The organism is Halogeometricum limi (genome assembly GCF_900115785.1).
GTDB lineage: Archaea > Halobacteriota > Halobacteria > Halobacteriales > Haloferacaceae > Halogeometricum > Halogeometricum limi.
This window is the reverse complement of sequence record NZ_FOYS01000001.1, coordinates 728163-753480: the sequence shown is the minus strand read 5'-3', so window position 1 is coordinate 753480 and position 25318 is coordinate 728163. Positions and strand designations below refer to the sequence as shown.

Genomic DNA, 25318 nt, shown 5'->3' with positions numbered 1-25318 from the left:
GAGGGCCGAACGCGCGCCGCCCTCGAGTTCGCGCTGAAAGCAGTAGACGCCTCCTAATTCGGCGCCGAAACGCCGTAGTCAACAAATAGATTTTCCACCCATCCTCGTAGGGGACGTGTGCAAACCGTAGTTCTAGCCGCAGGAGTTGGTAGCCGGATGTGGCCGTTGACAGACTCGCGTCCGAAACCGATGCTTCCGGTCGCCGGAAAACCGCTCGTCGCGCACACCGTCGACGCCGCCGTCGAGGCGGGGGCGACGGAACTCGTCCTCGTCGTCGGGTACGAAGCCGACGACGTGCGGTCGTTCTTCGGCGACGAGTACGCCGGCGTCTCCGTCGAGTACGCGGTGCAAGAAGAGCAACTCGGGACCGCAGACGCCGTCCGCTCGGCGCTGGAACTCCTCGACGGAGGCTCGTTCGCCGTCCTGAACGGCGACGCACTGTACGACGTTCCATCGCTGTCGGAACTCTACGACGGCGGCCCCGCCGTCGGGTCGTTCGAAGTCGACGACCCCACGTCGTACGGCGTACTGAAGACCGACGAGTCCGGGAACGTCACGGGCGTCGTGGAGAAACCGAGCGACCCGCCGTCGAACCTCATCAACGCCGGTGCGTACGTCTTCCCGGAGGACGCACACAGTTGGTTGCTCGACGTGGAGTCGTCCGAACGCGGCGAACTCGAACTGACGGACGTGCTCTCGCAGACGTGCGAACACTACGAGGTTCGCCCCATCGCGTTCGACCGCTGGTTGGACGTCGGTCGCCCGTGGGAACTCCTCGAAGCGAACGCGTGGAAACTCGAAGACCAGGAGGCGCGCGTCGACGGCGACGTGAGCGAGGACGTGGAACTGAACGGAGCCGTCGTCGTCGAAGAGGGCGCGACGGTTCGCTCGGGCGTCGTCGTCGACGGACCCGTCCTGATCCAGTCCGGTGCGACCGTCGGTCCGAACGCGTACGTCCGCGGGTCCACCGTCGTCGGCCCCGACGCGAAAGTCGGTCACGCCGTCGAAGTGAAAAACAGCATCTTCATGGAAGGGGCGACGGTCGGACACCTCTCCTACGTCGGCGATAGCGTCCTCGGCCGCGACGTGAACTTCGGGGCGGGGACGAAAGTCGCGAACCTCCGTCACGACGGGGCGAACGTGAAGCTAACCGTCAAAGAAGAACGCGTCGACACCGGCCGACGAAAACTCGGCGTCGTCGTCGGCGACGGGGCGAAGACCGGTATCAACAGCAGTCTCAACGCGGGCGTCGTACTCTCGCCGGAGGCGACGGTTCGGCCGGGCGAGTCGGTCACGCGCGACCGCTGAGACCGGGGGTCGCCGGGTCACGCTTCTTCGGTCATATTCGCGCTTCTTCGCGCTTCTTCGCTCCCCCTACCCTCGTTGCTCCGAGACGTTCAGGCTGGTCGAATCGAGCGCGCTGTGCTGCCCGGTCTGCGACGCGTCGTCGGAGACGAGCGAATCCGTGGCGAAGCAGAGGCTCCCGGAGTGAGCGCTACGACGTCGAAAATGAAGCGAGAGGAGGCGAGGGCGGGGGGAACCACGTCCGGCGTTCCTCTCGGCAAGGGGGTGGAGATGTGGGGGGATGCGGACCGTGGCTAGCAGTCGCGCTTCTGACTGTAGACGCGCATGAACGTCTCGAACAGTTCGGGGTCGAGTTTGAACTGGACGTCGACGAGGTCGTCTTCCGCGTCGTAGTTCACGCGCTGAACGTCGACGACGTCGAGGACCGTCTCCATCGCGTCGAGTTTGGAGTCGTTGGGGCCTTGCTCGATGGAGATACCCTCTTCGTCGACGGCCAGCGAGAGGCCGTCGATGCGGGTCTGGTAGGAACCCTTCGAAGCGCTGAGAAGCGGGTTGCAGCGTTCGACGAGTCCGAGTTCGTTCAGGCGGTCCAGGCGGCGGTAGATGGTGGACTCGGAGACGCCGCAGGAGTCTGCCAGCTCCTCCGCCGTGACCGGGCCCTGCTTACCGGCGACCAGAATCTCGCGTGCGACTTCGTCGCCGAGTGCGTCGAGAAGGTCGTCGCTCTCAACCTCCTCCAAGAGGAGGGACGTCGATGCAACCCAATGTGTGCTCGCTGCCATGGAATCATCTATTGCGAGAACCCCCCTTATGTAATCACCACATACTGGGAATTCCGAGATAGTAGACCCACCGTACCGGTTCTCGTAAGCACGTCCTACTGAAATTTGAGAACTCGTTTCAGAAACTGCGAGAGGCCGTCAAAGACCGGTTCTCGGCGATAAAGGAGTCATTATCGGCGAATTAATCCCAATTTTTAGTAACTAACTCGGAGAGGAATGTTAATAACTTCTGAATTTCTCGGCAGAAGGATTCTGGTCGAAACGCGGGGTGCGCGGGTCGCGCGCGTCAGTGGACCGTGACCGACTTCGCCAGGTTGCGCGGCTTGTCGATCGGTCTGTCGAGGAGGTGCGCGGCGTGGTAGGCGACCAGTTGGAGTTGTACGCTGGCCGGGATGCCCGCGACGTCGGGATGCGTCTCCGGGATGGGGAGGACGTAGTCGGCGAACTCCGCAATCTCGCCGTCGGTCTTGCTCGTGACGGCGATGACCGGTGCACCGCGCGCCTGCACCTCTTTCATGCTACTCAGGGTCGCGTCGTCCTCGAAGCCGGTGAAGATGGCGAACACCGGCGTGTCGGGGGTGACGAGTGCCAGCGGTCCGTGCTTCAGTTCGGACGCGGCGAACCCTTCCGCGTGTTCGTACGTGATCTCTTTGAACTTCAGCGCACCCTCCAGTGCGGCCGAGTGCGCGACGCCGCGGCCGATGAAGAAGTACGAGTCGCTGTCTTCGAGTTCTTGGGCGAGTGCCGGTGCGACCGAGGTGTCGAGAATCTCCTGGACGTGACCCGGGAGGCGCGAGAGCGCTTCGACGAGGTCACGGCCGTCGGAGGTCCGGGTCCCGGTGATGTCCTCGACCAGTCGCTCGCCGAGGAGCGACAGCGCCGTGACCTGCGAACAGAACGTCTTGGTCGCCGCGACGCCGATTTCGGGGCCCGCTCGGATGAGGAGCGTGTCGTCGCACTCGCGGGTGATGGACGAACCGACGGTGTTGGTGACGGCGACGGTGTCGGCACCGGCGCTCTTCGCGCGACGCAGGGCGTCGAGCGTGTCGGCCGTCTCACCGCTCTGCGTGACGGCGATGACCAGAGTGTCCTCGGTCACCGGCGGGCGAACGAGTCCGTACTCGCCGGCCTGGAACGCGTACGCCGGGACGCCGCGCGAGGACAGCATCGACGAGGCGTACATCGCCGCGTGGTAGGAGGTCCCCATCCCGACGAACTGCACCTGTTCGACGTCGGCGAACGTCTCCGCCGGGAACTCGTCGAGTTCGACGGTGCCGGTGAGCGCGTTCAGTCGGCCGTGGATGGTGTTGCGGAGCGACCCGGGCTGTTCGTGAATCTCCTTGAGCATGAAGTGCTCGTAACCGCCCTTGCTCGCCGTCTCGGCGTTCCACTCGACGCGCTGGACCTCGCGGGAGACCGAGCGACCCGCGCCGTCGGTTATCTCGTAGTTGTTGGGCGTGACGACGACGAAGTCGCCGTCGTGGAGGTAGACGACCTGGTCGGTGTGCTGGACGAACGCCGGGACGTCGCTCGCGAGGAAGTACTGGCCGGGACCGATGCCGAGACACAGCGGCGACCCGGAACGGGTCGCGTAGATGGCCTCGTCGTCGCCGACGATGGCGGCGATGGCGTACGTGCCGGAGAGTCGGGCGACGGCGGAGCGGAACGCCTCCTCGGCGTTCGCGCCGTTGTTGAGTTCCTCCTCGATGAGGTGAGGGACGACTTCGGTGTCGGTGTCGCTCGCGAAGACGTGCCCGCGGGACTCCAGTTCCTTCTTCAGCGACTGGTAGTTGCCGATGATACCGTTGTGGACGACGGCGACCCGCCCCGACTCGTCGGTGTGCGGGTGCGCGTTGTCGTCGGTCACACCGCCGTGGGTGGCCCAGCGGGTGTGGCCGATACCGAGGTTCCCGGAGATGGGGTCGGACTCGATGGAGGCGACCAGTTCGGACACCTCGCCCACTTTCTTGTCTAGCTGGATGTTCGTGCCGTTCTTGACGGCGACGCCAGCCGAGTCGTAGCCGCGGTATTCCAGTTTCTGCAGTCCGTTCAGCAGCGGTTCAACCGAATCGTCTTGCCCGATGCACGCGGTAATTCCACACATGTTAAGCTGCCACCTCTGATTTCTCGCGGACGGTTCCGTCCACGACTACACCGGCACCGATGGTGGCTTCGGCGCCGACACTGCTACCTGCCGTAAGTGTCGCGTTCGCACCGACCGTGGCGCGGTCGGCGACGATGCTTCCGATTCTGCGGTCCGTGTACAGACGCCCGTCGACGACGATATCCGCTCTGCCGCCGGGGGAGGCGACGCAGTCGCCGATACGAGCGCCGGACCCGACGACGGAGTCGCGCAGGAGGACGTTGGCCCCCACGTGCGCGTCCGTCGAGAGGATAGACCGCTCGACGACGGTGTTGGCTCCGACGTGGACGTTGTCTTGAAGGCACGTTCCCGGGCGGATGACCGCGCCGGGACCGACGTCGCAGTCTTTGCCGATGACGACCGGTCCCTCGATGACGGCCGACTCGTGTACGCGCGCGGAGTCGGCGATGTACACGTCGGAACCGTAGTGGCGACCGAGCAGCGCCTCGGAAACCGAGAGCAACTGCCACGGCGTCGAGGGGTCGAGCCATCCGCCGTTGACGAGGATGGAGGTGACCGGGCCGTCGAGGTGTTCGATGGCGTCGGTCAGTCGAATCTCGCCCTGCCACGGGTCGGTCTGGTCGAGGGCGTCGAACACCGAGCTATCGAACACGTACACGCCGGCGTTGACGACGTAGCCTTCTCGCTCGACAGGATGCTCGTCGATGTCGGCGATGAGGCCGCGGTCGGTGATGACAACGCCGTACTCTTCCGGGGTGTCCGAGTGCGCGACCGCCACGGTGGCGGTGCTCTCGGTCGACTCGTATCGCCCCAGCGTCGAGGCGACTATCTCGGAGTCGATGATGCTGTCACCGTTGACGACGAGGAAGTCGCCGTCGATAGCGGAGGCGGCCTGCATGAGGGCGTGGCCGCTTCCGAGGCGGGAGGGCTGCTGGACGAACTCGATGTCGACGTCCGGGTACGCCGCGGTGAGGTGCGTCTGGATGCGGTCTCCCCGATAGCCGACGACCACGACGATGCGTTCGATGCCACTCTCTACGAGCGCGTCGAGAACGTAGTCGACGACGGGTCGGTTCGCGACGGGAAGCATCGGTTTCGGGAGATACTTCGTGAGCGGACGAAGCCGCCGTCCCTCGCCGGCGGCGAGGACAACCGCCTCTCGGACATCGCTCATCCGTGCACCTCCCGGCACTGGCGACCGGATGCCGTGCCGTTCGGCCTGGCGGAGTGTAGTGGCATACTTCGATAGGCGGCCCCGACGGGCATTGTTATGGGCAGCGTGTCGAGTCATCAACGGTCCGTTATGCACGTCGTTTTCGGAGAATGCTGTGCCTGATTCCCGTCTCTCGCGGACTGAGACACCGTTCGAGAAAACAATTAGTCGATAATCCAACTATTCTTCAACGTCGGCTTCCGGAGACAGTCTGTTTTCGCGTACTGTCTCGAAGAAAAGATAGAGAGTGCGAAGGGAGACGCGCGACGACGAGAGGGACGCGAGCGTCGAAGAGTCGGCCGCGCTCGAACGTCGAAAGAGCGGGAAGAAGAGTCGCCTACCAGAGAGAAGCAGTCGCGTTATTCGAGGTCGAGGTCGCGTTGGCGGTACGTCTCCATCGCGGTGAGGACGACGAGCGCCGTGGTGCTGACGACCGCCCATCCGGCGTCCGGGACGAGTGCGAACCCGGGAGCGCCGAGGAGTCCGGCGGCGACGGCCGTGCCGACGACACCGGCGACGGCGACGTTGCGCTTCGAGGACGGGGAGTTGTCGTCGTTCTGCGCGGGCGTGGAGTCACCGAGGTACGGTTCGAGTTGCTCGGCCATCGGCTTGAGCGTGATGTCGCCGCGGTTCTTCTCGAAGTCGATGACACCGGAGTTGGCCATCTTGGGGAGATGACACTGGTAGAGTCCGATGTACACGCGCTTGCGCTGACTCGACGAGAGCTGTGCGATCTCGATGTCGTTCTCCTTGGCGGCGATGAACTCGGCCATGTCGCCGAGTTTCGCTTCGCCCTCGTTCTCTTTGAGGTACTGAATCGCGTCGCGACGTCGCTGGTTCTTCAGGAGCTCGAAGACGGTGTCCTTCGAGAGCATCTCCTGCATCTCTTCTTGTTCAGACTGCTCGGTAACGTCGGCCTCGGGGGTCGAGGCCTCTTGGGTGTCGGATTGGGTGAGTGTTTCGAGTGCCATCTGCCTACCTCCCCTCGTCTGAGGAACCCGTGGCGTCGATCGTCGGTTCACCCACCAGGTTAATTTGGCATTTCCCGATTGGTCCGCGGTGGGTGACCTCCTAACGCCGATGGTTCGACCCGCACGAGAGGTCAACTACCTATTCTGCATCGGGCATCATATACCTGCCTTCCAGTCGCAGGTTTTGCTTCTGTTCGCGCCGGGAGAATATTTTTTAAGAGGACAAGCTCAGAGATTAATCCATCCCCAACAAGAAATTGAACTGCTAACTCCCCCGAACCGACCGTATAACCGGTCTCGGATGTCGATGTTCGGAGTTTCGTGAAAATACCCAGCGAGAGAGAACGAACTGACCGGTGGTCACTCGCAAGAACTGCACGTCTCTCACAGAGTGAGAGAGCGGCGAGAACGTCGAAGGGGAGTTACCCGCACCGCACGGTCGGCGGTCCGCCCCACCGCTGTCGGCTCATTCGATGAGCGTCTCGAACGTGTCCATGGTCTCTTCGTCACTCGACTCGGCGACGTACTGCGCGCCGACGATGATCAGGAGCGCCGTCGAGACGAACGCTGCGATAGCGAACCACGGAAGGGTCGCGAACACCGGAACCGCGACCGCTCGTGCGATTATCGCGAGCCATCCCACGACGCCCAAGACGGCGTAGTAGGTGGCCCACGACCGGGTGGGCTCTTCCGACTGCATCCAGAAGAAGCCCTCTTTTGCAATCTCCGGAGTAAGCGCCACGATGCGCTCCTCGTCGTCGTAGGAGACGATTCCCGCCTCCTCTAACTTCGGGAGATGGGTCTGGTACAGCGAGATGTACACTCGCTGTCGCTCTTCGTCGGTCACCTCATCCACAGATGTGCCGTTCTCGACGGCCGCGATTTGGGCCGCCAACTGTTTCAGGCTCATCTCGTCTCCAGCCTCGTGGAGATAGTAGATGATGTAACGACGACGAGAGTTACTGAGTATGCGGAACAGCTCGTCTTTGGATAGGTCGATCATCACATTTCGTGTCAGGCGTGTCTCATCCCCGCGCGCCCGCGACTGCCGATGCAAATCGCCGACTGCACGTAATCGGCTCAGTATCTTTGTTATCGACTCGCTTATCCCGTTACGGCGCCGCCTACCGCCCCCATTTCCCTCCGTAGGGACCCGCTTCGAATGGTACGCAGAGAGAGAATTCACGGTTCCTTTTCATCGATAAAGCCAGTCATTAGCGCGACTCCGGCGGGGCGAACGTCGAAACATATCTGAAACTAACCCTATCGGGGTATGTTAATACACGTACACCGAACGTATACTGGTGGCTAACAATACCGGATGGGGACAAATGATGGTTTGAAACCGAGATGTTCGAGTTAACAGGCTTTCAGCGGGACCTCCTGTACGTAATCGCAGGCTCCGACCGTCCGTCTGGTCAGGAGATTAAAGAGAGAATCGGCAGAGACGTCGGCGAAGTCAACCACGGACGGTTGTATCCAAACCTCGATGCGCTAGTCGAGGACGGACTCGTCGACAAAGGTCAACAGGACAGGCGCACGAACTACTATACGATCTCTGAGACGGGACGACAGGCCATCGAACAACGGCGCGAATGGGAGAACCAGTACGTCTCGCTGGAAGAGTAAGCGTCGACGTACGACACCCACACTCCTTGCGGTAAACGGGGGAAACGCAGCCCGTAGCCTCGCGCTCGGACAACTAACCCTCCTCTTCTCGATTTTTCTCTGGACTGTGAGCGAACGAATCGTCGCCGCTGTGACCACCGCGAGCACGGCTCACTTCTCTCGCACGCACGCGTGGGCGCGCGAGGACCGGAGACCGAATCGCATCGCGACGCCCGGCGCACGAGGAGAGTTTGGTTCTCTACTGTGACGGGGGAAATAACTGTTCACACACGGCACAGTCAGAAACGCGTAAACCGCCGTAACCGGGGTTCTGAAACCCGGTACGAGCCGTTTTCTTCTCGTACAGGTTCCCCATAACAAAGCCCGTACGGGACGGTCGGTAAGATAGAGACCGATACATGACCACTTACAGGAACGAGGTCGAACGAAACGAGGCCGGCGTCGGACACGAACGACGCTGGGTCTACCGGCACCTATGACGGCCGACAGCGACGGCGTGTCACAGGTGGCGATCGTCCTCGGAACTCGACCAGAGATCATCAAGTGCGCACCCCTCATCAAGGCGTGTGACCGCCGTGGTGTGGACTGTCTGCTCGTCCACACGGGGCAGCACTACTCGGAGGACCTCGACCAGGTGTTCTTCGACCAGTTGGAGCTTCCGACACCGGACTACAACCTCGAAGTCGGGTCTCGCTCCCACGGTGAACAGACCGGCAGAATGCTCGAAGGAATCGAGGACGTCCTCGACGAGCACGTCCCCGACGTGGTCCTCGTCCAAGGCGACACGAACTCGACGCTCGCGGGTGCGCTCGCGGCGGCGAAGTCCAACATCGACGTCGGTCACGTCGAGGCGGGTCTCCGCAGTTTCGACCGCGAGATGCCCGAAGAGACGAACCGCGTCGTCACCGACCACATCTCCGACTACCTCTTTCCGCCGACCGAGGAGACGAAGGGGTACCTCGAACGCGAGTCGGTGAGCGGAGAGATTGTCGTCGCGGGCAACACCGTCGTGGACTCGCTCTACGAGTATCGTGACCTCGCAACCGAGAAGAGCCAGATTCTCTCGACGCTCGGTCTCACCGAAGACGACTTCTATCTCCTCACCGCACACCGCGCGGAAAACGTCGACGACCGGGACAGTTTCGCACAACTGCTCGACGGTGTTTCGCGCTTCGCCGCGCAGACCGACCGAGAGGTCGTCTACCCCATCCACCCGCGGGCGCAGTCGCGACTCGACGAGTTCGGCCTCACCCTCCCCGAGGAGATTCGGACGGTCGAACCGCTCGACTTCCTCGACTTCCTCCGACTGGAGGCGGCCGCCTCCCTGGTGTTCACCGACTCCGGCGGTGTGCAAGAGGAGACGTGTATCCTCGGAACGCCGTGCGTGACGTTGCGGTACACCACCGAACGTCCGGAGACGGCGTACGTGGGTGCGAACTGCCTCGCCGGACTCGACCCCGACGACGTCGTCGAGGCCGCGTCCACGATGCTCGGAAAGCACGCCGACTGGGACGTCCCCTTCGGGGACGGCCACGCGGCGGAACGAATACTCGACACGCTCGCCGCCGGGGCGGAACCCGAGACGGCGGAGGTCCCCAAATGAAAATCTGTGTACACGGAATCGGTTACATCGGCTTAGCAACTGCTGCACTGTTCGCGAACAACGGCCACGACGTCGTCGGCTACGACCCCAACGAGAAACTCGTCGAAGACCTCCGGGCGGGCAACCCCCGCACCACGGAGGAGGAACTCCGCGAGTACGTTCTCGAAGCGCTGGACAACGGCTTCGAACCCTCGACCGAAGTCGTCGAGGCGGACTGTCACATCATCTGCGTCCCCACGCCCTACGAGGACGAGTCGAAGCGTGCGGACCTCGCCTACGTCGAGATGTCCGGCCGAACCGTCGCGGAGTACCTCCGCGAAGGCGATATGGTCATCCTCGAATCGACCGTTCCCCCGGGAACGACAGAAGAGGTACTCGCACCCATCCTGGCGGCGTCGGAACTGACGCCCGGTGAAGACTTCTCGCTGGCGCACTGCCCCGAGACGGTGCTTCCGGGCAACATCACCCACGAACTCGTCCACAACGACCGCATCATCGGCGGTATCGACGACGACTCCGCCGACAAGACCATCGCGCTGTACGAGTCGATGGTCGAGGGCACCATCCACCGCGCCCCCGACGCGACGACGGCCGAGTTCGTGAAACTCTCGCAGAACGCCTACCGCGACGTGAACATCGCGTTCGCGAACGAACTCGCTCGTGTCGCGAACGACTACGGGATTCGCTCGCGCGACGCCATCGAACTGGCGAACGTTCACCCCCGCGTGGACGTCCTCAACCCCGGACCCGGCGTCGGCGGCCACTGCCTCCCCATCGACCCGTGGTTCCTCGGACAGTTCTCCGACTCGCTCGACCTCATCGCCACCGCCCGTCGCGTCAACGACGGCATGGTAGACTTCGTCATCGAACTGCTCGAAGGCGAACTCGGGAGTCTCGACGACGCGAGCGTCGCCGTCCTCGGCATCGCCTACAAGGGCAACGTCGACGACGCCCGCCACAGTCCCGGTCTTCGACTGGTCGAACGACTCAGCACGATGACCGCGAACGAAGTCGGAACCGCCGCCGCAGACGGCGGGTACACGCCCGGCGACGTCGACGTACGCGTCCACGACCCCCACGTCGAGAACGACGAGTTGGACCTCGTCGACGTCGAGACGGCACTCAGCGGCGCGGACGCACTCGTCGTCTCCGCGGGCCACGACGCGTTCCGCGACATCGACCCGAACGAGGCGGCCGACCTGATGGACGGCCGAGTGGTCGTCGACGGCTTCTCCATCCTCGACGGCGACGCCTGGCGCGACGCCGGGTTCGACTACGTCGAAATCTGATCGGTTTCGAGACCGTTTTCCGCTCTCTCGGCAGAATAATGTCGTGTTAAAGCCGCTACTACACCGCGTCTGAACTTCGCCTTAGAGGGCCATTCACAGAAGCCTGAAAGACGATAATTCGGCACTTTCAAGCCGTTCTACGGCAATTTTACCACAAGACTTATTTCGTTAATGCCGGATGAATACAGTATGGGATGCGACAACGAAGACAGTCTCACCCACGAGGGCGAGACTGAAGCTAGCCAAACGAAAGATCAGAGTTCCGACGCGGACGCGACGGGGAAGCAAGCGCTGGGGACGCTTGGTTCCGGGTCCGCCACCGAAGACGAAGAACAGTTTCTGACGATTCGCTCGACCGGCGACGGCGTCGCGACGTTCGAGGCGACGGTCGACGGCCGAATCAAGTCCGCGACGGACCTCGACGCGATACTGCCGGGTCTCGGCAAGAGCGTCGAAGACGCGGTGTCGAACGAAGAGCGACAGTACATCCTCTACGGCGGACTCACGAACGTTCGTATAAACGGACCCGCGGCCGCGTTCCTCGACGGCGAACGCGTCGCCTGACGAAGAGAGAGAGACGATAACGGCGGACACGGTGGTGTGGGTCGCGGGACTCACACACGCGGTCACATCGGTACTTTTCCGAAACACTGGACGAACAGTCGCGACGCTACCAGGGAGGGGTGCCGTTCGGTGGTCGGTCACGGGAGGACGCCGTGACGACGCGCGCGGTTCGGTTCCCGTTCAGTCGTCGTCTTCGACGTGGGACGTGGCCGAGGCGTCCGCAGCCTCGAAGTCGACGGTCGTCTCGCCGCGTTCTGCGCGAACGAGGCGTTCCGCGCGGTCACGGTCTTCGGGGTAACCCACGTCGACGCGCCATCCGTCGGTCGAGACCGCCGAGATAGTCCGGCCGGAACTGATGAGCAGTCCGATGGCGTCGGGCAACTCGTACTCGCCGCGGTCAGAGGGCTGGACGAGGTGACACGCGTCGAAGATGGCGGGTGAGAAGGTGTAAAAGCCCGTCATGACGAGGTTCGACTCGGGTTCGTCGGGTTTCTCGACCACTTCGACGATGTCGCCGTCGTCGTTCGTGACGCAGACGCCGTACCGAGACGCCTCCTCCCACGGCACCTCTTCGACGAGGAACGCCGCGTCGGCGTGGTCGTCGTGTTGCGCGGCGACGACTTCGTCGAGGTTCGCGTTGAACACGTTGTCGCCCAGCATCAGCATGAAGTCGTCGTCGACGTACTCCTCTGCGGTGAGCACGGCGTGGGCCAGTCCGAGCGCTTCGCGTTGGTGCGCGTACGTGATGGGGATACCGCGGTGTTCGTCGCCGAAGTAAGAGATTATCTGTTCTTTCTGGTGACCGACGACGAGGACGAACTCCTCCGTGTCGAGTTCCGCAAGCGTATCGAGGCAGTGTTCGAGTATCGGACGGCCGTCCACCTCGACGAGTGCCTTCGGCTTGTCGTTCGTCAGCGGACGGAGTCTGGTCCCCTTGCCGGCAGCGAGTACGACTGCTTTCATCGGATACACTGACGGCTAGAACGTAGATTGTTATACGGCGGATAGCGGCGCGGCCCCCCGCGCCACACCCGCCAATGTGCGGTGTCGAACCCGTGCCAACGGGTTACAGGCAGATAGCTTGTCGTTCGGGCGACGTGTCGCGGCAGCGAGTCGGGAGCATCCGAAATGCGACCACGTGGCCTGAACAGACGTACGGATGGGCTATAGCGTTATAAATAGTATTACACCAAAGAGAGAAATACGTCTCTCCTGAAAGAGTTAGGAGCCGAATTGTGGCCGGTCAGGTGGTTATTCCTTCAGACTCGATGAGAATTTTCACATCTTCGAGGAGTTCGTCGGCCTCGCGTTCGTCCCTGGCTTCGGCCGTCACCCGAACGAGCGGTTCCGTGCCGCTGGCGCGGACGAGGAACCACCCGGAGTCGGTGTCGACGCGCACGCCGTCCGTGGTGTCGACGTCCTCGTACTCTGCGGTGAGGCGGTCGCCGATGGACTGCATCGCGGCGGCCTTGTCGTCGACGGAGAGGTTGAGGCGACGCGTCGTGTACCGCGAAGCGTCGAGGTCCGCCACCTGTTCGGACAGTCGGCCCTCCCGGCGGACCAAGTCGGCGAGTCTGAGCGCGGCGTAGTTGCCGTCCGGCGCGAGCGTCTGGTCGGGCCAGATCCACGCGCCACTGGGTTCGCCACCGAAGACGAACCCGGGTCGAGAGACGGCCTCCGCGATGAACACGTCACCGACGGGGGTGTAGACGACGTCCCCGCCCGCCTCGGAGACGACGTCGGCGACGAGGAGGCTGGTGTCGACGGGGACGGCGACGGAGTCACCGTCGGAGACGACGTCGCGCGCGAACAGTGCGAGGAGGACGTCGCCGGGGACGTACTCGCCCGTGTCGGAGACGGCGACCATCCGGTCGGAGTCGCCGTCGTGTGCGACGCCGAAGTCCGCGTTCGTCGCCGGAACCGTCTGCCGCAACGTCGTGAGCGTCTCCGCGTTGGGTTCGCTCTTGCGCGCGGGGAAGGTGCCGTCCTGTTGACCGTTCAGCGTGTTCACCGTCGCCCCGAGTTCGTAGAGGGCGTCGACGGTCACCCGGCCGGTTCCGTTCCCCAAGTCGACGACGGCGTCGAGGCCGTCCAGCGAGTCGAATCCGGCGACGACGGCCTCGGTGTGCCGTTCGACGGCGGTCGGTTCGTCGGACTGGCGGCCGAACGCGTCCCACGCCGCGTGCGAGACGTCGCCGGAGGCGAGTCGGCGCTCTATCTGTTCGTTCTGCTCCGGCGAGAACGCCTGTCCCGAGCGGTTCCAGAGCTTGATTCCGTTGTCGGGTGCGGGGTTGTGCGACGCGGTGACGGCGACGCCGGCGTCGGCGTCGAACCACTCCACGCTGCGTGCGATAGTCGGCGTCGCCGCGACGCCGACGCGGACCACGTCGGTCCCGCACTCGCGAAGACCGGCGCTGAGCGCATCTGCGAGGACGTCGCCGGTTTCGCGCGCGTCTCGGCCGAGAACGACGCGTTCGGTGTCGACGGCGAGTGCCTGTCCGATGCGGAGGGCGAGGTCCGCCGTGACCGTCTCACCGACGGGTCCGCGGATACCGCTCGTTCCAAACATACGAGACAGTCTGTCCGGCTGACTGCATTGGTATGCGTCACCTAAAGCGGACGCTGTGCCGAGTGGTGTCGAGTCGAGAGAAAGTCGCGAGCGGCTCGCCGTCGTGCCCGGAGGCGAGCGTCGGTCAGTTTCGTTGCTGTCGTCGTGCGACGTCGGTACTCGGGAGAATTTCGATTCGACCGTCGTCGTGAATCGTCACGTCGTACCCGGTGTACGTGAACGAGACCTGCCCTCGAACGTCACCGGCGAACAGGTCGTCGAGTGCGTCCGGGTCAATCGCCTCCGCCAACGGCGGAAGCGCCGTCGGCTCCTCCCCCTCGATAGCCGCCACGCTCAGCACGACGCTCGTACTGACGAGTTCGGATTGTTCGTACGCGACGTGGTACGACTCCGCACCACGGTCGTAGTCGATTCTCCCCTCCCACCACTGCTCGGTCTTCGCTCTCATCTATCGATGTTCTTCAGGTCTGGTCAGTCGCACATATATTTTGTTGTTTTATCGAGCCGAGAACCGAGAGATTTAATGTTTGATTGGGTCGATCGGTGCCGAGAGCGAGTCGTGTCGGTAGAGATATATACTCGTTTCGAGGGGTTAATTGTGTGTTTGCTGATAAACTGAAACCGGGTGAGGAGAAGCGACACGCAACCGGTCCGCGTGGACCGACAGGTAGTTAGGACGCCGGACCGGACGCTCTCCCGATGTGGCCCTGGGGACACCTCGCCTTCGCCTACGTACTCTACTCGTCGCTCTCTCGTCTCTGGAACCGCGGGCCGCCGTCGTGGCCGGGAGTAGCGCTCGTGGTAGTCGGGTCGCAGATGCCGGACCTCGTCGATAAACCGCTCGCGTGGACGTTCGGTGTCCTCCCCAGCGGCCGGTCGTTCGCACACTCGCTTCTCGCCGGTACGGTCATCGTGATTCTCGTCGTGTCGCTTCTCTCCCGTCTCGACGTTCCCAGTCCCGGCGCGTTCGTCCTCGGGTACTACTCGCATCTCCTCGGCGACAGCTATCAGCCGATTCTCGCCGGAAACTACCAGGAACTCGCGTTCTTGCTGTGGCCCGTGCTTCCGCTGGACGTCGCGAACGAACCGACCGTCGGTATCCTTCACTACCTGCTGAACGCCCGACTGGACGGGCAGATGACCTTCGAACTCGGCCTCGCGGCCGCCGTCGTCCTCTGGTGGATACTCGACGGCGCGCCGGGCGTCGCCGAGACGTGGACGGTAGTCAGACGACGTGTCGGGCAGGCAACTAAATGATTGTTTTTGAGATTTTCAGTCGTTGCTGAAAGTGCGTCAAGAATAATAATCGGAAGTGAGTACAGTGAAGAGAACATGCACGTCGTCCTCGTCACCGCCGCCGCCGTGCGCCACGACTACGTCCACACCGAGAGTGGACAGGTCGACTCCTCGCTCCCCACGCTCGGCCGTCTCGCCGGGGATGCGACGGTTTTCTCCCGGGCGTACACCAGTTCACCAGACCACGAATCCACGCTCCGAGCGATACTGACCGGTACCCACCCGACCGAAGACCTCGGAATCGGACCGACGCTCGTCGACACCCTCTCCGAGTCAGGGTGGGATGTCGGCCTCTTCCACGGCGAACCCGCGGAGAGCGAACGGGCCACGTGGGGATTCGAGGTGCCGGAAGACGCCACCCCCTCGAGTACGAGCGAGCGAGTCCGTCGAGCAGTCGGACGGCAGATAGCCGACGGGACGACGCTCGGTGGTCCGCTGAGCGCCGTCGACCGACTGCTCGGGTCGTCGCTCGGCGTCAGCGTCTCGTCCACGCCGTCGCACTCCGGCGAAGACGTGACCGAACGCGCGCTGTCGTGGCTCGACGACTCGTCGGAACCGCAGTTCCTGTGGGTTCACTACGGGGACGCGAGCGCACCGCACGTCCCGCGCGAAAACACCGTCAGCGCCGACGTCGACCCGCAGACCGCGACCAAACTCGCGCACGCGACTCAGCACGCCCCGGAGTCGCTCACCGACGAGGAACGAGCGACGCTGGAGACGCTGTATCGGGGCGAACTCGAGCACCTCGACCGGTGCGTCGGACGACTGTTCGACGGCGTCCGGTCTCGACTCGACGTCGCGGACACCGTGACGGCGTTCGCCGGCACGAGCGGTTGTCCGCTCGGCGAACGAGGGACGTGGTACGACACGCGAGGCGACTTCCACGACGAATCGATGCACGTCCCGCTCTACATGCACGGCCCCGACTTCGACGCCGAAGAGGTCGGGTTCGCCGCGTCGTCCGTCGACGTCCTCCCGACGCTCTTCGCGGCGGCGGGCGTCGAACGAGACGCGCAACGCGGCGGGTCCGACCTCCGCGCGTTCGTGGGGCGTCACGTGACGGAGCGGCAGGTGTTCGCCGCCGCCGGCGACGCACCGACGGGCGCGATGGTGTGCAACGGTCGGTGGAAGCTCTCGCGGCGACTCCGAGAGGGTCACGAGACGCTGTTCGACCACGAGGACGACGAGAAGGAAGTCAGAGACCGCTCCGGGGAGAACCTCCCCGTACACCGAGCGCTCTCACACGCACTCGACTGCTTCGTCGAGAGTCGTCGGAACAAGCGTGCGAACGAGCCACGGAGACGAACGCCGCCGAAGAGCGAAACGGGGCATTAACTCTGAGATAAAACCCCAAGAGAGCCGTATTCGTCTGTCTCAGACAGTTTCGATACATTTACCAATTCCTGACGTTCTGTTAATGCTACCTTTATTCACCGAAAGATATTTGTAATTAAGCCTCTACTAATCGGATGGATGGCGCAGAACACCGCATCTGGGAACGCTTGGGGGGATGGGACAGGCGGGTCGTCCGTCTGGGTTCGTCCACGTGCGCGAACCCGGACGGACTACCTGCCGAACGAGCAGCCACTGCGTGCGGCGGGTTACCGCGCTATCCCTGCGTCTGCCGAGTCCGCCACCTCGGCCGACGCTACCGTATCGCTACCAGAACGAGCCTCAACAGTCATCACCGCTCCACTCACTCGTCGGTCGCCACCCGGCGAGTGGGTCACCGCTGACAGCCTACCGTGTGTCGGGCGGTCGGACCTCGCGGTCCGCCACCACCGCCACTCCGTCAGGTTCGCCAACCCGACGTTCTGACGGACCGCGCGGGTCCACCGCCTCAACACTTTTCTGAGAATCGACGCCGCGTACCGCCGGGTCCGTTTATACCGTCGAGAGCTCGGATTTGCTCCGTCTGGAACCGTTTCCGCCTCGTATCCGACGGTAGCACTCGCAGAGCGCTTCGCCCGCATGGCTCCAACTGTACCGGTCCTCGACCGCCTTCCGTCCGTTCTCGCCGAACTCCCGCGCTCGCTCTTCGTTCTGTGCCAGCTCGACGAACGCGAGAGCGAAGCCGGCGGGGTCGCCGGAGCGGACGACGACGCCGGACTCCGACTCTTCGACGATGCGCCGGAGCGGAGCCACGTCGGTGACGACGACGGGACGCGACATCGCCATGTACTGAAACAGTTTGTGCGGCACGGTCGTCTCGGTGTGACCCGTCGACTGGTGCGGGACGAGGCAGACGTCGCTCGCTTCGATGTACGACGGAACGTCGTCGAACGGCACTCGACCGGTGAACGTGACGTGGTCGGCGATATCGAGTTCGTCGACGATGGACTGGAGGTGTTGACGGTACTCCTTGCCGTTCCCGACGACGACGAGGTGGGCGTTCGGCACGCGTTCGATGACGGCGGGCATCGCGCGGACGACTGCGTCGAGTCCGCGGTGCGGACCGCCGAGCGTCCCGACGTACGAGATGACGAAGTCGTCCTCGAAGCCGACGTCTTTCAACTCCGCGGCGTCGAACGTGTCCAGGTCGACGTAGTTCGAGACGATGTCGACCTTCGATTCGTCGGCACCGCAGTCGTCGACGTAGTGGTCTCTGGCCTCGTCGGTGACGGCGATAACCCGGTCGGCACGCTGGACCGCGTCGCGTTCGATTCGCTTCCACCGCGCGACGGGGCGGGTAAGTCGCTGGGCGAAGTACCGAGGCTTCGTGAACGAACTGAGCGAATCGTTACGACGGTACTGCTTGACGGCCTCGGGCCAGTTCTCGTGGAGGTCGGCGACGACCGGGAGGTCGTGTTTCTCTCCGGCGGCGAGAGCGGTGTGGACCATCGGGAGGTCGTGGGCGTGGAGTGCGTCGATTCCTTCCGTGGGGACGAGTTCGTCGAGCGTGTCGACCCAAGAGTCGACGACGCCGGTGACGAGCGTCCTCGCACCGGCGGCGACGCCGTCGAATCCGGCGTACGCTTCTTGGAAGGGGCGGCGGATGACTGTCGCGGAGCCGACTTTCTCGCGGTCGGGGAGTCCGTCGCCGGCCTCGGACAGGATATAGACGGCGTGTCCGGCGGCGGCAAGCGACTCGACCTCCTTGGCGAGACGGATATCGGTCGGGTAAACCGCGTTCAAGAGCATACAGATGCGCATCGCTGATACCCGCCACGAGCGCCGATGAATAAAACGTTGCGCAGGTTAGGAACCACGAACCCGCGTTGCCGAACGTTCGTCGCCGCATAATTAAGTCCGACAGCTTAGATGAGACGGTATACTCCGCCGTACATGGCGCGACACCCATGTCAGAAACAACTACTCTCTCCACATCGACGAGGAAGAACGAAGCCCGAGAACGCCGGCTCGAACGCTGGGTGAAACAGCCACCCGTCGGGCCGAACATGCAGTATCTCCGCGACGCGGAGCGAATCGCCGCGCTCGACCACCTCGGCCACCGTGACCGCGTGCTGGACCTCGCCTCCGAGTCCACGCTGACGGCCGAACTCGACGCCGACGAAGTCGTCCGCCTCGACTTCTCTTCGGGGGCGAGCGACACCGCGCGCGAGGAACTCGGCGACGCAGTCGACACCTACGAAGTCACCGAACCGGAAGCCCCCCGCCTCCCGTTCCCCGACGACCACTTCGACGGAGCCGTCTGCATCGGCCCGTACGACTGGAAGTTCCTCGACGTGACCGGCCTCACCGACGAGGTACACCGCGTCACGGAGTCCGACGGGCTCTACGTCTTCTCCGTCCCGACGCCTCGGTCGCCGTACGCCGCGAACGGGAACAACCGCTTCTACGAACCCGACGAAGCGCTCGACGTAATCACGCCCGACTGGCACCTCGCGGACGTCGACCTGTTGTTCCAGTACCCCCGACGCCTCCACCTCGGAATCAACTCGCTCCCCGAGAAGTACCAGGAGCGATTCGTCGAGGGCGCAGAGCGTCTCTCGGAAGAACTCACGGAGCGGAAGATGTGGGACCGCGCGTCCTACATCGTCCTCGCCGCCCGCCCGATGAAGTACGAGTCGTACCTCGAACAGGGGGTCGATTCGCTGTTCCGCCCCACTCGCGACGGCGGGTTCTGGGACGAACTCACCGACTCCATCATCCGCGCACTCGACTACGAGTTCGACGGCGAGACGGTGACCTGGTCGCGCGACGAGAGTCAGGAGTGGCGCTACGCCACGATGGCGATGATGGGCGTGATGAACTGGCGGGCGTCGTCCGTCGGGTCGGACCGCCACGACGAGCAGATTCACCGCGAGTTCGAGTACTTCGAAGAACACGTCGAGTCGGGCGAACTCCCCGACGAGATGCCGAGTTACGGTCTCGGTCCGCTTCTCTCCGCGTACGCGATGGCCGCCGAAGTGTTCGACGACGAGCGCGAACGGTATCTCGACACCGCGCGGACGCTGTTCGACCACGCGAACGAGACGGTCGAGTTCGACCACGCCGAGGACAGCCTCGTGCTCTACGGGGCCACCTACCTCCTCGAATCGGACCCGAGCGACGACGACGTCCGCGCGTTCGTCGAACGCGGTCTGTTCGAGATTTCGGAGCGTCGCACCACGGAGGGACTGTTCCAGTTCGAGAACGCGACGACGCGACGACATCAGAACCAGATGTACACCTGCTGGGCCCTCTCGCGCGCAATCGAGGTGACCGGACAGACCGGCTACCTCGGCGACGTGGAGTCCGTCCTCGACTACACCATCGAGAACCGGATGCGAGACGACGGCGCGTTCATCTGGGAGGACCTCCCAGTGTACGCGCGACTCCCCGGTGAGATACGGAACAAACTGACCGCGCAGACGCCGTACTGGCACTATCTGTACGAGTGCCACCAGACGTTCTTCGTCAACGCCGTCTCGCACTACTACGCCGGCGGCGGCGAGAAGAACTACTCGAACGAGGTGCGCCGCGCGATGGCGTGGATATTCGAGACGAACGGCACCGGGCGTGACCTCGTCGACGTATCGGGTATCGGTGTTCCGATGCGACAGGTGACCGTCGACGGCCGGATGGACAACCGCCAGTTCCAGCGCGGATGGCGCGACCAGCAGTACAAGGGAACGTACGAAGTCGGGTCGTACGTGATGGCGCTGACGCACCTCCTGGACGGCACCGTCGAGTAGTCACGCGGCCGGACGCCCGGAAGTCGAGGCCGCAATGCGACGCGCATATTTTCGCTCAGTCCCCCGAATTCGAGGGTCTCGCGGCTGATAGCCCGCCTATAACTAACCCCCGAGCGACCGTTCGCTCGGTCAGTAACGATGCCACAGACGCAGTCACGACCCAACATCATCTGGATCTCTCTGGAGAGTGTCCGCGCAGACCACACCTCCGTCGGAGGGTACCACCGCGACACGACGCCGAACCTCCGCCGCATCGCCGACATGCGCGACGGACGGACGTTCGACAACTGTTTCAGTCACGCCCGGTGGACGCCCGCCGTCTCCACGTCGATTCTGACCGGGACCTATCTCACGACGCACGGCGTCGGTCACGCGAACACGCGCGACGTTCGCCGCCTCCCCGACGACATGTCGACGGTCCCCGAACTCCTCGCCGAAGAAGGGTACTCGACCGCCGGGTTCAGCACGAACCCGTGGATAAGCGACGTGACCGGACTCGACCGAGGGTTCCAGCGGTTCAAGGCCAGCCCGAACAAAGACGACTTCCTCTCGCCGCGCGGGGTCCGGGCCGGGTTCAAGTACCTCCGCGAACTGACCACGTTCGGCGCCGGATTCGAGACCGAACCCATCTACCACGGCCAGTGTCTCCCGCCGTACTACCAGTATCAGGTGCTCGAAGACTGGGTCGACGACCTCTCGGCGGACGAGGAGAAGCCGTACTTCCTCTACACGCACATGAACAGTTCGCACCACCCGTACAACCCCCCGCTGTCGCTGTTAGAGGAGTTCCTCGGCGAGTTCGAGGGGACGCCGAAGGAGGCCATCGAGGTGGCGAAGAACCTCACGAACAACATCTGGGAGAACGTCGCCGAGGGCTGTGACTTCACCGACCAGGAGCGAGCGGCGCTCATGGCCGTCTACGACGCCGAGATAGCGTTCTCGGACCACCTCGTCGGCAAACTGTTCGACTACGTCCGCGAGAACACAGACGGGAAGACGGTGTTCGTCGTCACCGGCGACCACGGCGAACTATTCGGCGAACAGGGCGTCCTCGGGCACAATCTGACGCTCCACGACGGACTGACGCAGGTGCCGATGGTCACTCACGGGGTGAACTTCTCCGAGAGTGCGACGGAGAACATCGTCCAGCACATCGACGTGATGCAGACGCTCGTCGGTGCCGTCGGCGGCGACACCAGCCAGTTCCAGGGATACGACCTCACGCGCGACGTGCGCGAGTACGCCCTCATGCAACGCGGTCCGCGCATGGACGATCTCGACACCGTCCTGGAGTTCAACCCCGACTGCGACATCGGACAGTACCACGCCGGGGCGATAGACTGCATCCGCTCGCTCGAGTGGAAGTACATGCGCAGCGACGACCGGACGGACCTGTTCGACCTCCCCGACGAAGAGACGAACGTCGCCGACGACTACCCCGAGGTGGCCGCCGAGATGGACGCGAAACTCGACGAGATGCTCCCGACGAAGCGGTTCGACGACGACGACCGAGAGGCCGCCAATCAGGTCGAACTGTCCTCGCAGATGGAAGACCACCTCGCCGACCTCGGCTATCTCTAGGTCGCGAGCGAGCGAGCGACCTCCGGCGCGATTACTGTTTTTGTCGTCTCGTGAGGCGCAGTCGGACCCTGACGCGAGTGTGTCGTTCACCTAATCTGTCACCTGAGTTACTAACTAATATTCTCAGAGGTCGTAGAGCAGAGTGACATCCCGGAGGTCCTCCATGACACCAACACCGACACCGCGAAAACTACTGGCAGTGCTCCTGACTCTCGTCACGTTCACGTCTGCGGTGACCGCAGGGGTCACGTTCTGGACGGACCCCGTCGCCGCGCACGGCGACCACCAAGACGGCGGCGGTGCCGAGGGGACGAACCAGTGGGCGACAGATTCGAACGCGTTCCGCGTCGAAACGGTCGTCTCCGGCCTCCAGTTCCCCACCGAGGCGGTGTTCCTCCCGGACGGACGCATGCTCGTCATCGAACAAGGCGGGCGCGTCGTCATCTACGACCCCTCGTCCGGGCGACAGGGAATCTACCTCCAACTCTCCGACGTCGACAGCGACCGCGAACGCGGCCTCATCGGAATCACGCTCGACCCGAACTTCGAGCAGAACGGCTACCTCTACCTGTACTACGCGAGACAGAGTCAGCCCGAGAACGTCCTCTCGCGGTTCACGCACGACCAGCGAAGCGGCGGCGTGACGAGTAGGGCCGGGAGTGAACGCGTCCTCTGGCGGAACGAGATTCGCGTCGGGAAGAGTCGCGTCTGCTGTCACTTCGGCGGTGGTCTCGACATCGGTTCGGACGGGAAGATATACCTCACGACCGGCGACGAGTTCCAAGGAAGCCGCGCCCAAGACCTCTCGGTCCCCGACGGGAAGGTCATCCGACTGAACCGCGACGGCTCGATTCCGGGCGACAACCCCTACGCGAGCGACGGCGACCCGAACACCCTCGGCGAGATTTGGGCGTCCGGCCTCCGGAACCCGTATCGCGCGACGGTCGACGACGCGACGGGCCGGTTGTACATCGGTGAGGTCGGCGGCAACGTCGAACCCTCCTCCCAAGAGGACATCCACCTCGGCCGCAAGGGCGCGAACTACGGCTGGCCGAACTGCGAGGGGATGTGCAGTAACGCGGCGTACGACGACCCCATCTACACCTACTCGCACGGCGAGTCCGGCGGCCGCGAGGGTGCCGCCGTCACCGTCGGCCCGGTGTACCGCGGCGGGATGTACCCCGCCGAGTACAACGGTGCGCTGTTCTACTCGGACTACAACGACGGCTGGATCAAGTATCTCGTCCTCCGGTCCGATGGAACGGTCCGCGCGAGCTACAACTTCGAACCGAACGCCGGTGCCGTCGTCGCCTCGACGGTCGGTCCCGACGGCGCACTGTACACGGTGAACTACGCCGCCGGACAGGTCCGCCGGTACGTCTACGACGGTGGCGGAAACGCCGCACCCGTCGTCCAGTCGGCGACCGGAACGCCGACGGGCGGTTCGCCGCCGCTCACGGTCGACTTCTCGGCGAGTGCGACGGACGCCGACGGCGACGCCCTCACGTACGCGTGGCGGTTCGGCGACGGCGACACGGCGACCGGACGGCAGGTCAGCCACACCTACCGGAACTCCGGGACGTACGACGCCGTCGTCGAAGTGAGCGACGGGTCGGTGACGGTCCAGTCACAGCCGATAGAGATACGCGTCGGAAGCGGTCCGAGCGCCGAAATCACCGCGCCCGCGGACGGGTCGACGTTCCGCGCGGGCGACACGCTCACCGTCCGCGGGTCGGCGACCGACCCCGACGACGGTCAGTTGACGGGTTCGTCGCTCCAGTGGAACGTCCGGTTCACGCACAACGAACACTTCCACCCCGAGTTCGAGACGACGGGCGAGTCGTTCAGCTTCGAGGTGCCGACGACGGGCCACGCCTTCACGGGCAACACGGGCTACGAGATAACCCTGACTGCCACCGACTCCGACGGAATCACCGCGACCGACGCGGTTCGGCTCGTTCCCGAGGAAGTCGACGTGACGCTTCGGACGGACCCCGACGGACTCGGCGTCACCCTCGACCAAATCCCCCGTTCGACCGCCGGCGGCGGCTACACGTTCGACTCGGCCATCGGCTTCGAGCACGACGTAGAGGCACCCGTCTCCGTTTGCCAAGCGGGGACGACGTACGAGTTCGTCCGCTGGAGCGACGGCGCGAATCGCGTCCGGACGCTCACCGTCCCCGCCGCGGACGTGACGCTGACCGCCGAGTACGCGGCCGCGGGAGCCTGCGACGTCAGGACGACGAACGGCCTCGTCGCGCAGTACGACGCCGACACCGGCGTCCGAACGGGAGCGAACGGCGTCACCCAGTGGGTCGACCAGTCCGGCAACGGTAACGACCTGACCGCCGTCGGCGCGCCGCAGTACATCGCGGACGGCGCGAACGGCGCGGGTGCGGTCCGCTTCGACGGTCAGGACGACGAACTCGTCCGAACGGCGGCGACGACCGGTCTCCCGGCGGGTAGCAGCGACCGAACCGTGTTCGTCGTCGCGAACTACCGCGCGACCAGCGGGTTCGGTGGGTTCGCCTACGGGACGCCCGCGCGGAACCGGGCGTTCGGCCTGGTCGTGAGCGACACCGGCGCGCTCACGCTACAGGGTTGGGGTCGAGCCAACGACTTCCAGAGCGGAACGGCCGGCGTCGGTGCCGGGTGGCTCGTGCAGAGTGTGGTGTACGGAAACGGGCAGTTCACCCACTACGCGAACGGCCAGCAGATAGACGCCGGGTCCCACACCTTCGCGACGACGACAGAGCGAATCGTCCTCGGGGCGGAACTGAACGGGAACGACCACGTCGACATGGACGTCGCGGCCGTGTACGTCTACGACGGGGCCCTCTCGGACACCGAACGCAGACAGGTCGAAGCGGCACTCACCGCTCGATACCTCGACGGCGCGGGCGGGGGGACAGGCGGGACGACAGACGCGCCGCCCGTCGCGTCCGACGACAGTATCACCGTCGACCCCGGTGCGAGCGTGGACGTCGCCGTCCTCGGAAACGACGCCGACGACGTGGGACTGGACGCCTCCTCGGTCCGCGTCGTCACCGGTCCGTCTTCCGGGACGGCGACGGCGAACGCCGACGGCACCGTCACCTACCGACACGACGGGTCGGCGACGACAGGCGACTCGTTCACCTACCGCGTCTCCGACACCGCCGGACAGGAGTCCAACACCGCTCGCGTCTCCGTCACCGTACGGTCCGACGGCGACACGGGAACCGGCGGGTCCTCCGACGTTCCCGTCTCGAACGGCCTCGTCGCGCACTTCGAG

The 25318-nt window shown here is 64.2% G+C and carries 19 protein-coding genes; 10 read left to right on the top strand and 9 right to left on the bottom strand.

Translation table 11 applies throughout. The features are described from left to right. The first annotated feature begins 117 nt into the window (after positions 1–117). Complete coding sequence (gene glmU, locus BM282_RS03900; protein ID WP_089876935.1) at positions 118–1308, top strand: bifunctional sugar-1-phosphate nucleotidylyltransferase/acetyltransferase; 1191 nt, start codon at positions 118–120, stop codon at positions 1306–1308. Positions 1309–1598: 290 nt separating this feature from the next. On the opposite strand, the gene BM282_RS03895 is transcribed toward glmU, so the two are convergent. The 5 genes from BM282_RS03895 to BM282_RS03875 all read right to left on the bottom strand — a co-directional run bounded on the left by BM282_RS03895 (position 1599) and on the right by BM282_RS03875 (position 7378). Further along, a complete protein-coding gene (locus tag BM282_RS03895; RefSeq protein WP_089876933.1) occupies positions 1599–2087 on the bottom strand; it encodes an ArsR/SmtB family transcription factor in 489 nt (162 codons plus the stop codon). A 286-nt stretch (positions 2088–2373) separates the two neighbouring features. Then, the gene (gene glmS / locus BM282_RS03890) at positions 2374–4191 is read right to left on the bottom strand and encodes a glutamine--fructose-6-phosphate transaminase (isomerizing) (protein ID WP_089876932.1); all 1818 of its coding nucleotides are present in this window, start codon (positions 4189–4191) and stop codon (positions 2374–2376) included. 1 nt (position 4192) lies between these two features. Further along, on the bottom strand, positions 4193–5365 hold the full coding sequence (locus BM282_RS03885; protein ID WP_089876930.1) for a sugar phosphate nucleotidyltransferase: 1173 nt from the start codon (positions 5363–5365) through the stop codon (positions 4193–4195). Positions 5366–5763: 398 nt separating this feature from the next. Further along, a complete protein-coding gene (locus BM282_RS03880; RefSeq protein WP_089876927.1) occupies positions 5764–6375 on the bottom strand; it encodes a DUF7344 domain-containing protein in 612 nt (203 codons plus the stop codon). Positions 6376–6841: 466 nt separating this feature from the next. Continuing rightward, positions 6842–7378, bottom strand: a complete 537-nt coding sequence (locus BM282_RS03875; RefSeq protein ID WP_089876925.1) for a DUF7344 domain-containing protein — start codon at positions 7376–7378, stop codon at positions 6842–6844. Positions 7379–7725: 347 nt separating this feature from the next. Here BM282_RS03875 and BM282_RS03870 point away from each other — a divergent pair, with 347 nt between their 5' ends. From BM282_RS03870 to BM282_RS03855, 4 genes are all read left to right on the top strand, one after another. After that, complete coding sequence (locus BM282_RS03870) at positions 7726–8004, top strand: PadR family transcriptional regulator (RefSeq protein WP_089876923.1); 279 nt, start codon at positions 7726–7728, stop codon at positions 8002–8004. A gap of 475 nt (positions 8005–8479) precedes the next feature. Then, a complete protein-coding gene (gene wecB, locus BM282_RS03865; protein WP_089876921.1) occupies positions 8480–9607 on the top strand; it encodes a non-hydrolyzing UDP-N-acetylglucosamine 2-epimerase in 1128 nt (375 codons plus the stop codon). Next, positions 9604–10896 (top strand): nucleotide sugar dehydrogenase, encoded by a 1293-nt coding sequence (locus BM282_RS03860; protein ID WP_089876918.1) that lies wholly within the window; start codon positions 9604–9606, stop codon positions 10894–10896. The genes wecB and BM282_RS03860 overlap by 4 nt, the downstream gene beginning before the upstream one ends. A gap of 189 nt (positions 10897–11085) precedes the next feature. Next, positions 11086–11460, top strand: coding sequence for a hypothetical protein (locus tag BM282_RS03855; protein WP_175501348.1), 375 nt, complete (start codon positions 11086–11088; stop codon positions 11458–11460). A 180-nt stretch (positions 11461–11640) separates the two neighbouring features. Here BM282_RS03855 and aglF read toward each other — a convergent pair whose 3' ends face one another. The 3 genes from aglF to BM282_RS03840 all read right to left on the bottom strand — a co-directional run bounded on the left by aglF (position 11641) and on the right by BM282_RS03840 (position 14477). Continuing rightward, positions 11641–12423, bottom strand: coding sequence for a UTP--glucose-1-phosphate uridylyltransferase AglF (gene aglF, locus BM282_RS03850; protein ID WP_089876917.1), 783 nt, complete (start codon positions 12421–12423; stop codon positions 11641–11643). Between the two features lie 280 nt (positions 12424–12703). Then, a complete protein-coding gene (gene glmM, locus BM282_RS03845; RefSeq protein ID WP_089876915.1) occupies positions 12704–14029 on the bottom strand; it encodes a phosphoglucosamine mutase in 1326 nt (441 codons plus the stop codon). Between the two features lie 124 nt (positions 14030–14153). Then, on the bottom strand, positions 14154–14477 hold the full coding sequence (locus BM282_RS03840; protein WP_089876913.1) for a HalOD1 output domain-containing protein: 324 nt from the start codon (positions 14475–14477) through the stop codon (positions 14154–14156). A gap of 251 nt (positions 14478–14728) precedes the next feature. Between BM282_RS03840 and BM282_RS03835 the strand changes: the two genes are divergently transcribed. Together BM282_RS03835 and BM282_RS03830 are read left to right on the top strand one after the other, a co-directional pair. Further along, positions 14729–15286 (top strand): metal-dependent hydrolase, encoded by a 558-nt coding sequence (locus BM282_RS03835; RefSeq protein WP_089876911.1) that lies wholly within the window; start codon positions 14729–14731, stop codon positions 15284–15286. 75 nt (positions 15287–15361) lie between these two features. Further along, entirely contained in the window at positions 15362–16660 is a 1299-nt protein-coding gene (locus BM282_RS03830; RefSeq protein ID WP_089876908.1) for a sulfatase-like hydrolase/transferase, read from the top strand. 549 nt (positions 16661–17209) lie between these two features. Here BM282_RS03830 and BM282_RS03825 read toward each other — a convergent pair. Then, positions 17210–18478: a glycosyltransferase family 4 protein gene (locus BM282_RS03825; protein WP_245758288.1), complete on the bottom strand. Its 1269-nt coding sequence runs from the start codon at positions 18476–18478 to the stop codon at positions 17210–17212. A gap of 146 nt (positions 18479–18624) precedes the next feature. On the opposite strand from BM282_RS03825, the gene BM282_RS03820 reads away from it, so the two are divergent. From BM282_RS03820 to BM282_RS03810, 3 genes are all read left to right on the top strand, one after another. Beyond that, a complete protein-coding gene (locus BM282_RS03820; protein WP_089876905.1) occupies positions 18625–20463 on the top strand; it encodes a class I SAM-dependent methyltransferase in 1839 nt (612 codons plus the stop codon). Between the two features lie 138 nt (positions 20464–20601). After that, on the top strand, positions 20602–22044 hold the full coding sequence (locus BM282_RS03815) for a sulfatase (RefSeq protein ID WP_089876903.1): 1443 nt from the start codon (positions 20602–20604) through the stop codon (positions 22042–22044). Positions 22045–22207: 163 nt separating this feature from the next. After that, positions 22208–25318: PQQ-dependent sugar dehydrogenase (locus tag BM282_RS03810; protein ID WP_217642685.1), on the top strand; the 3111-nt coding region annotated here is incomplete at its 3' end.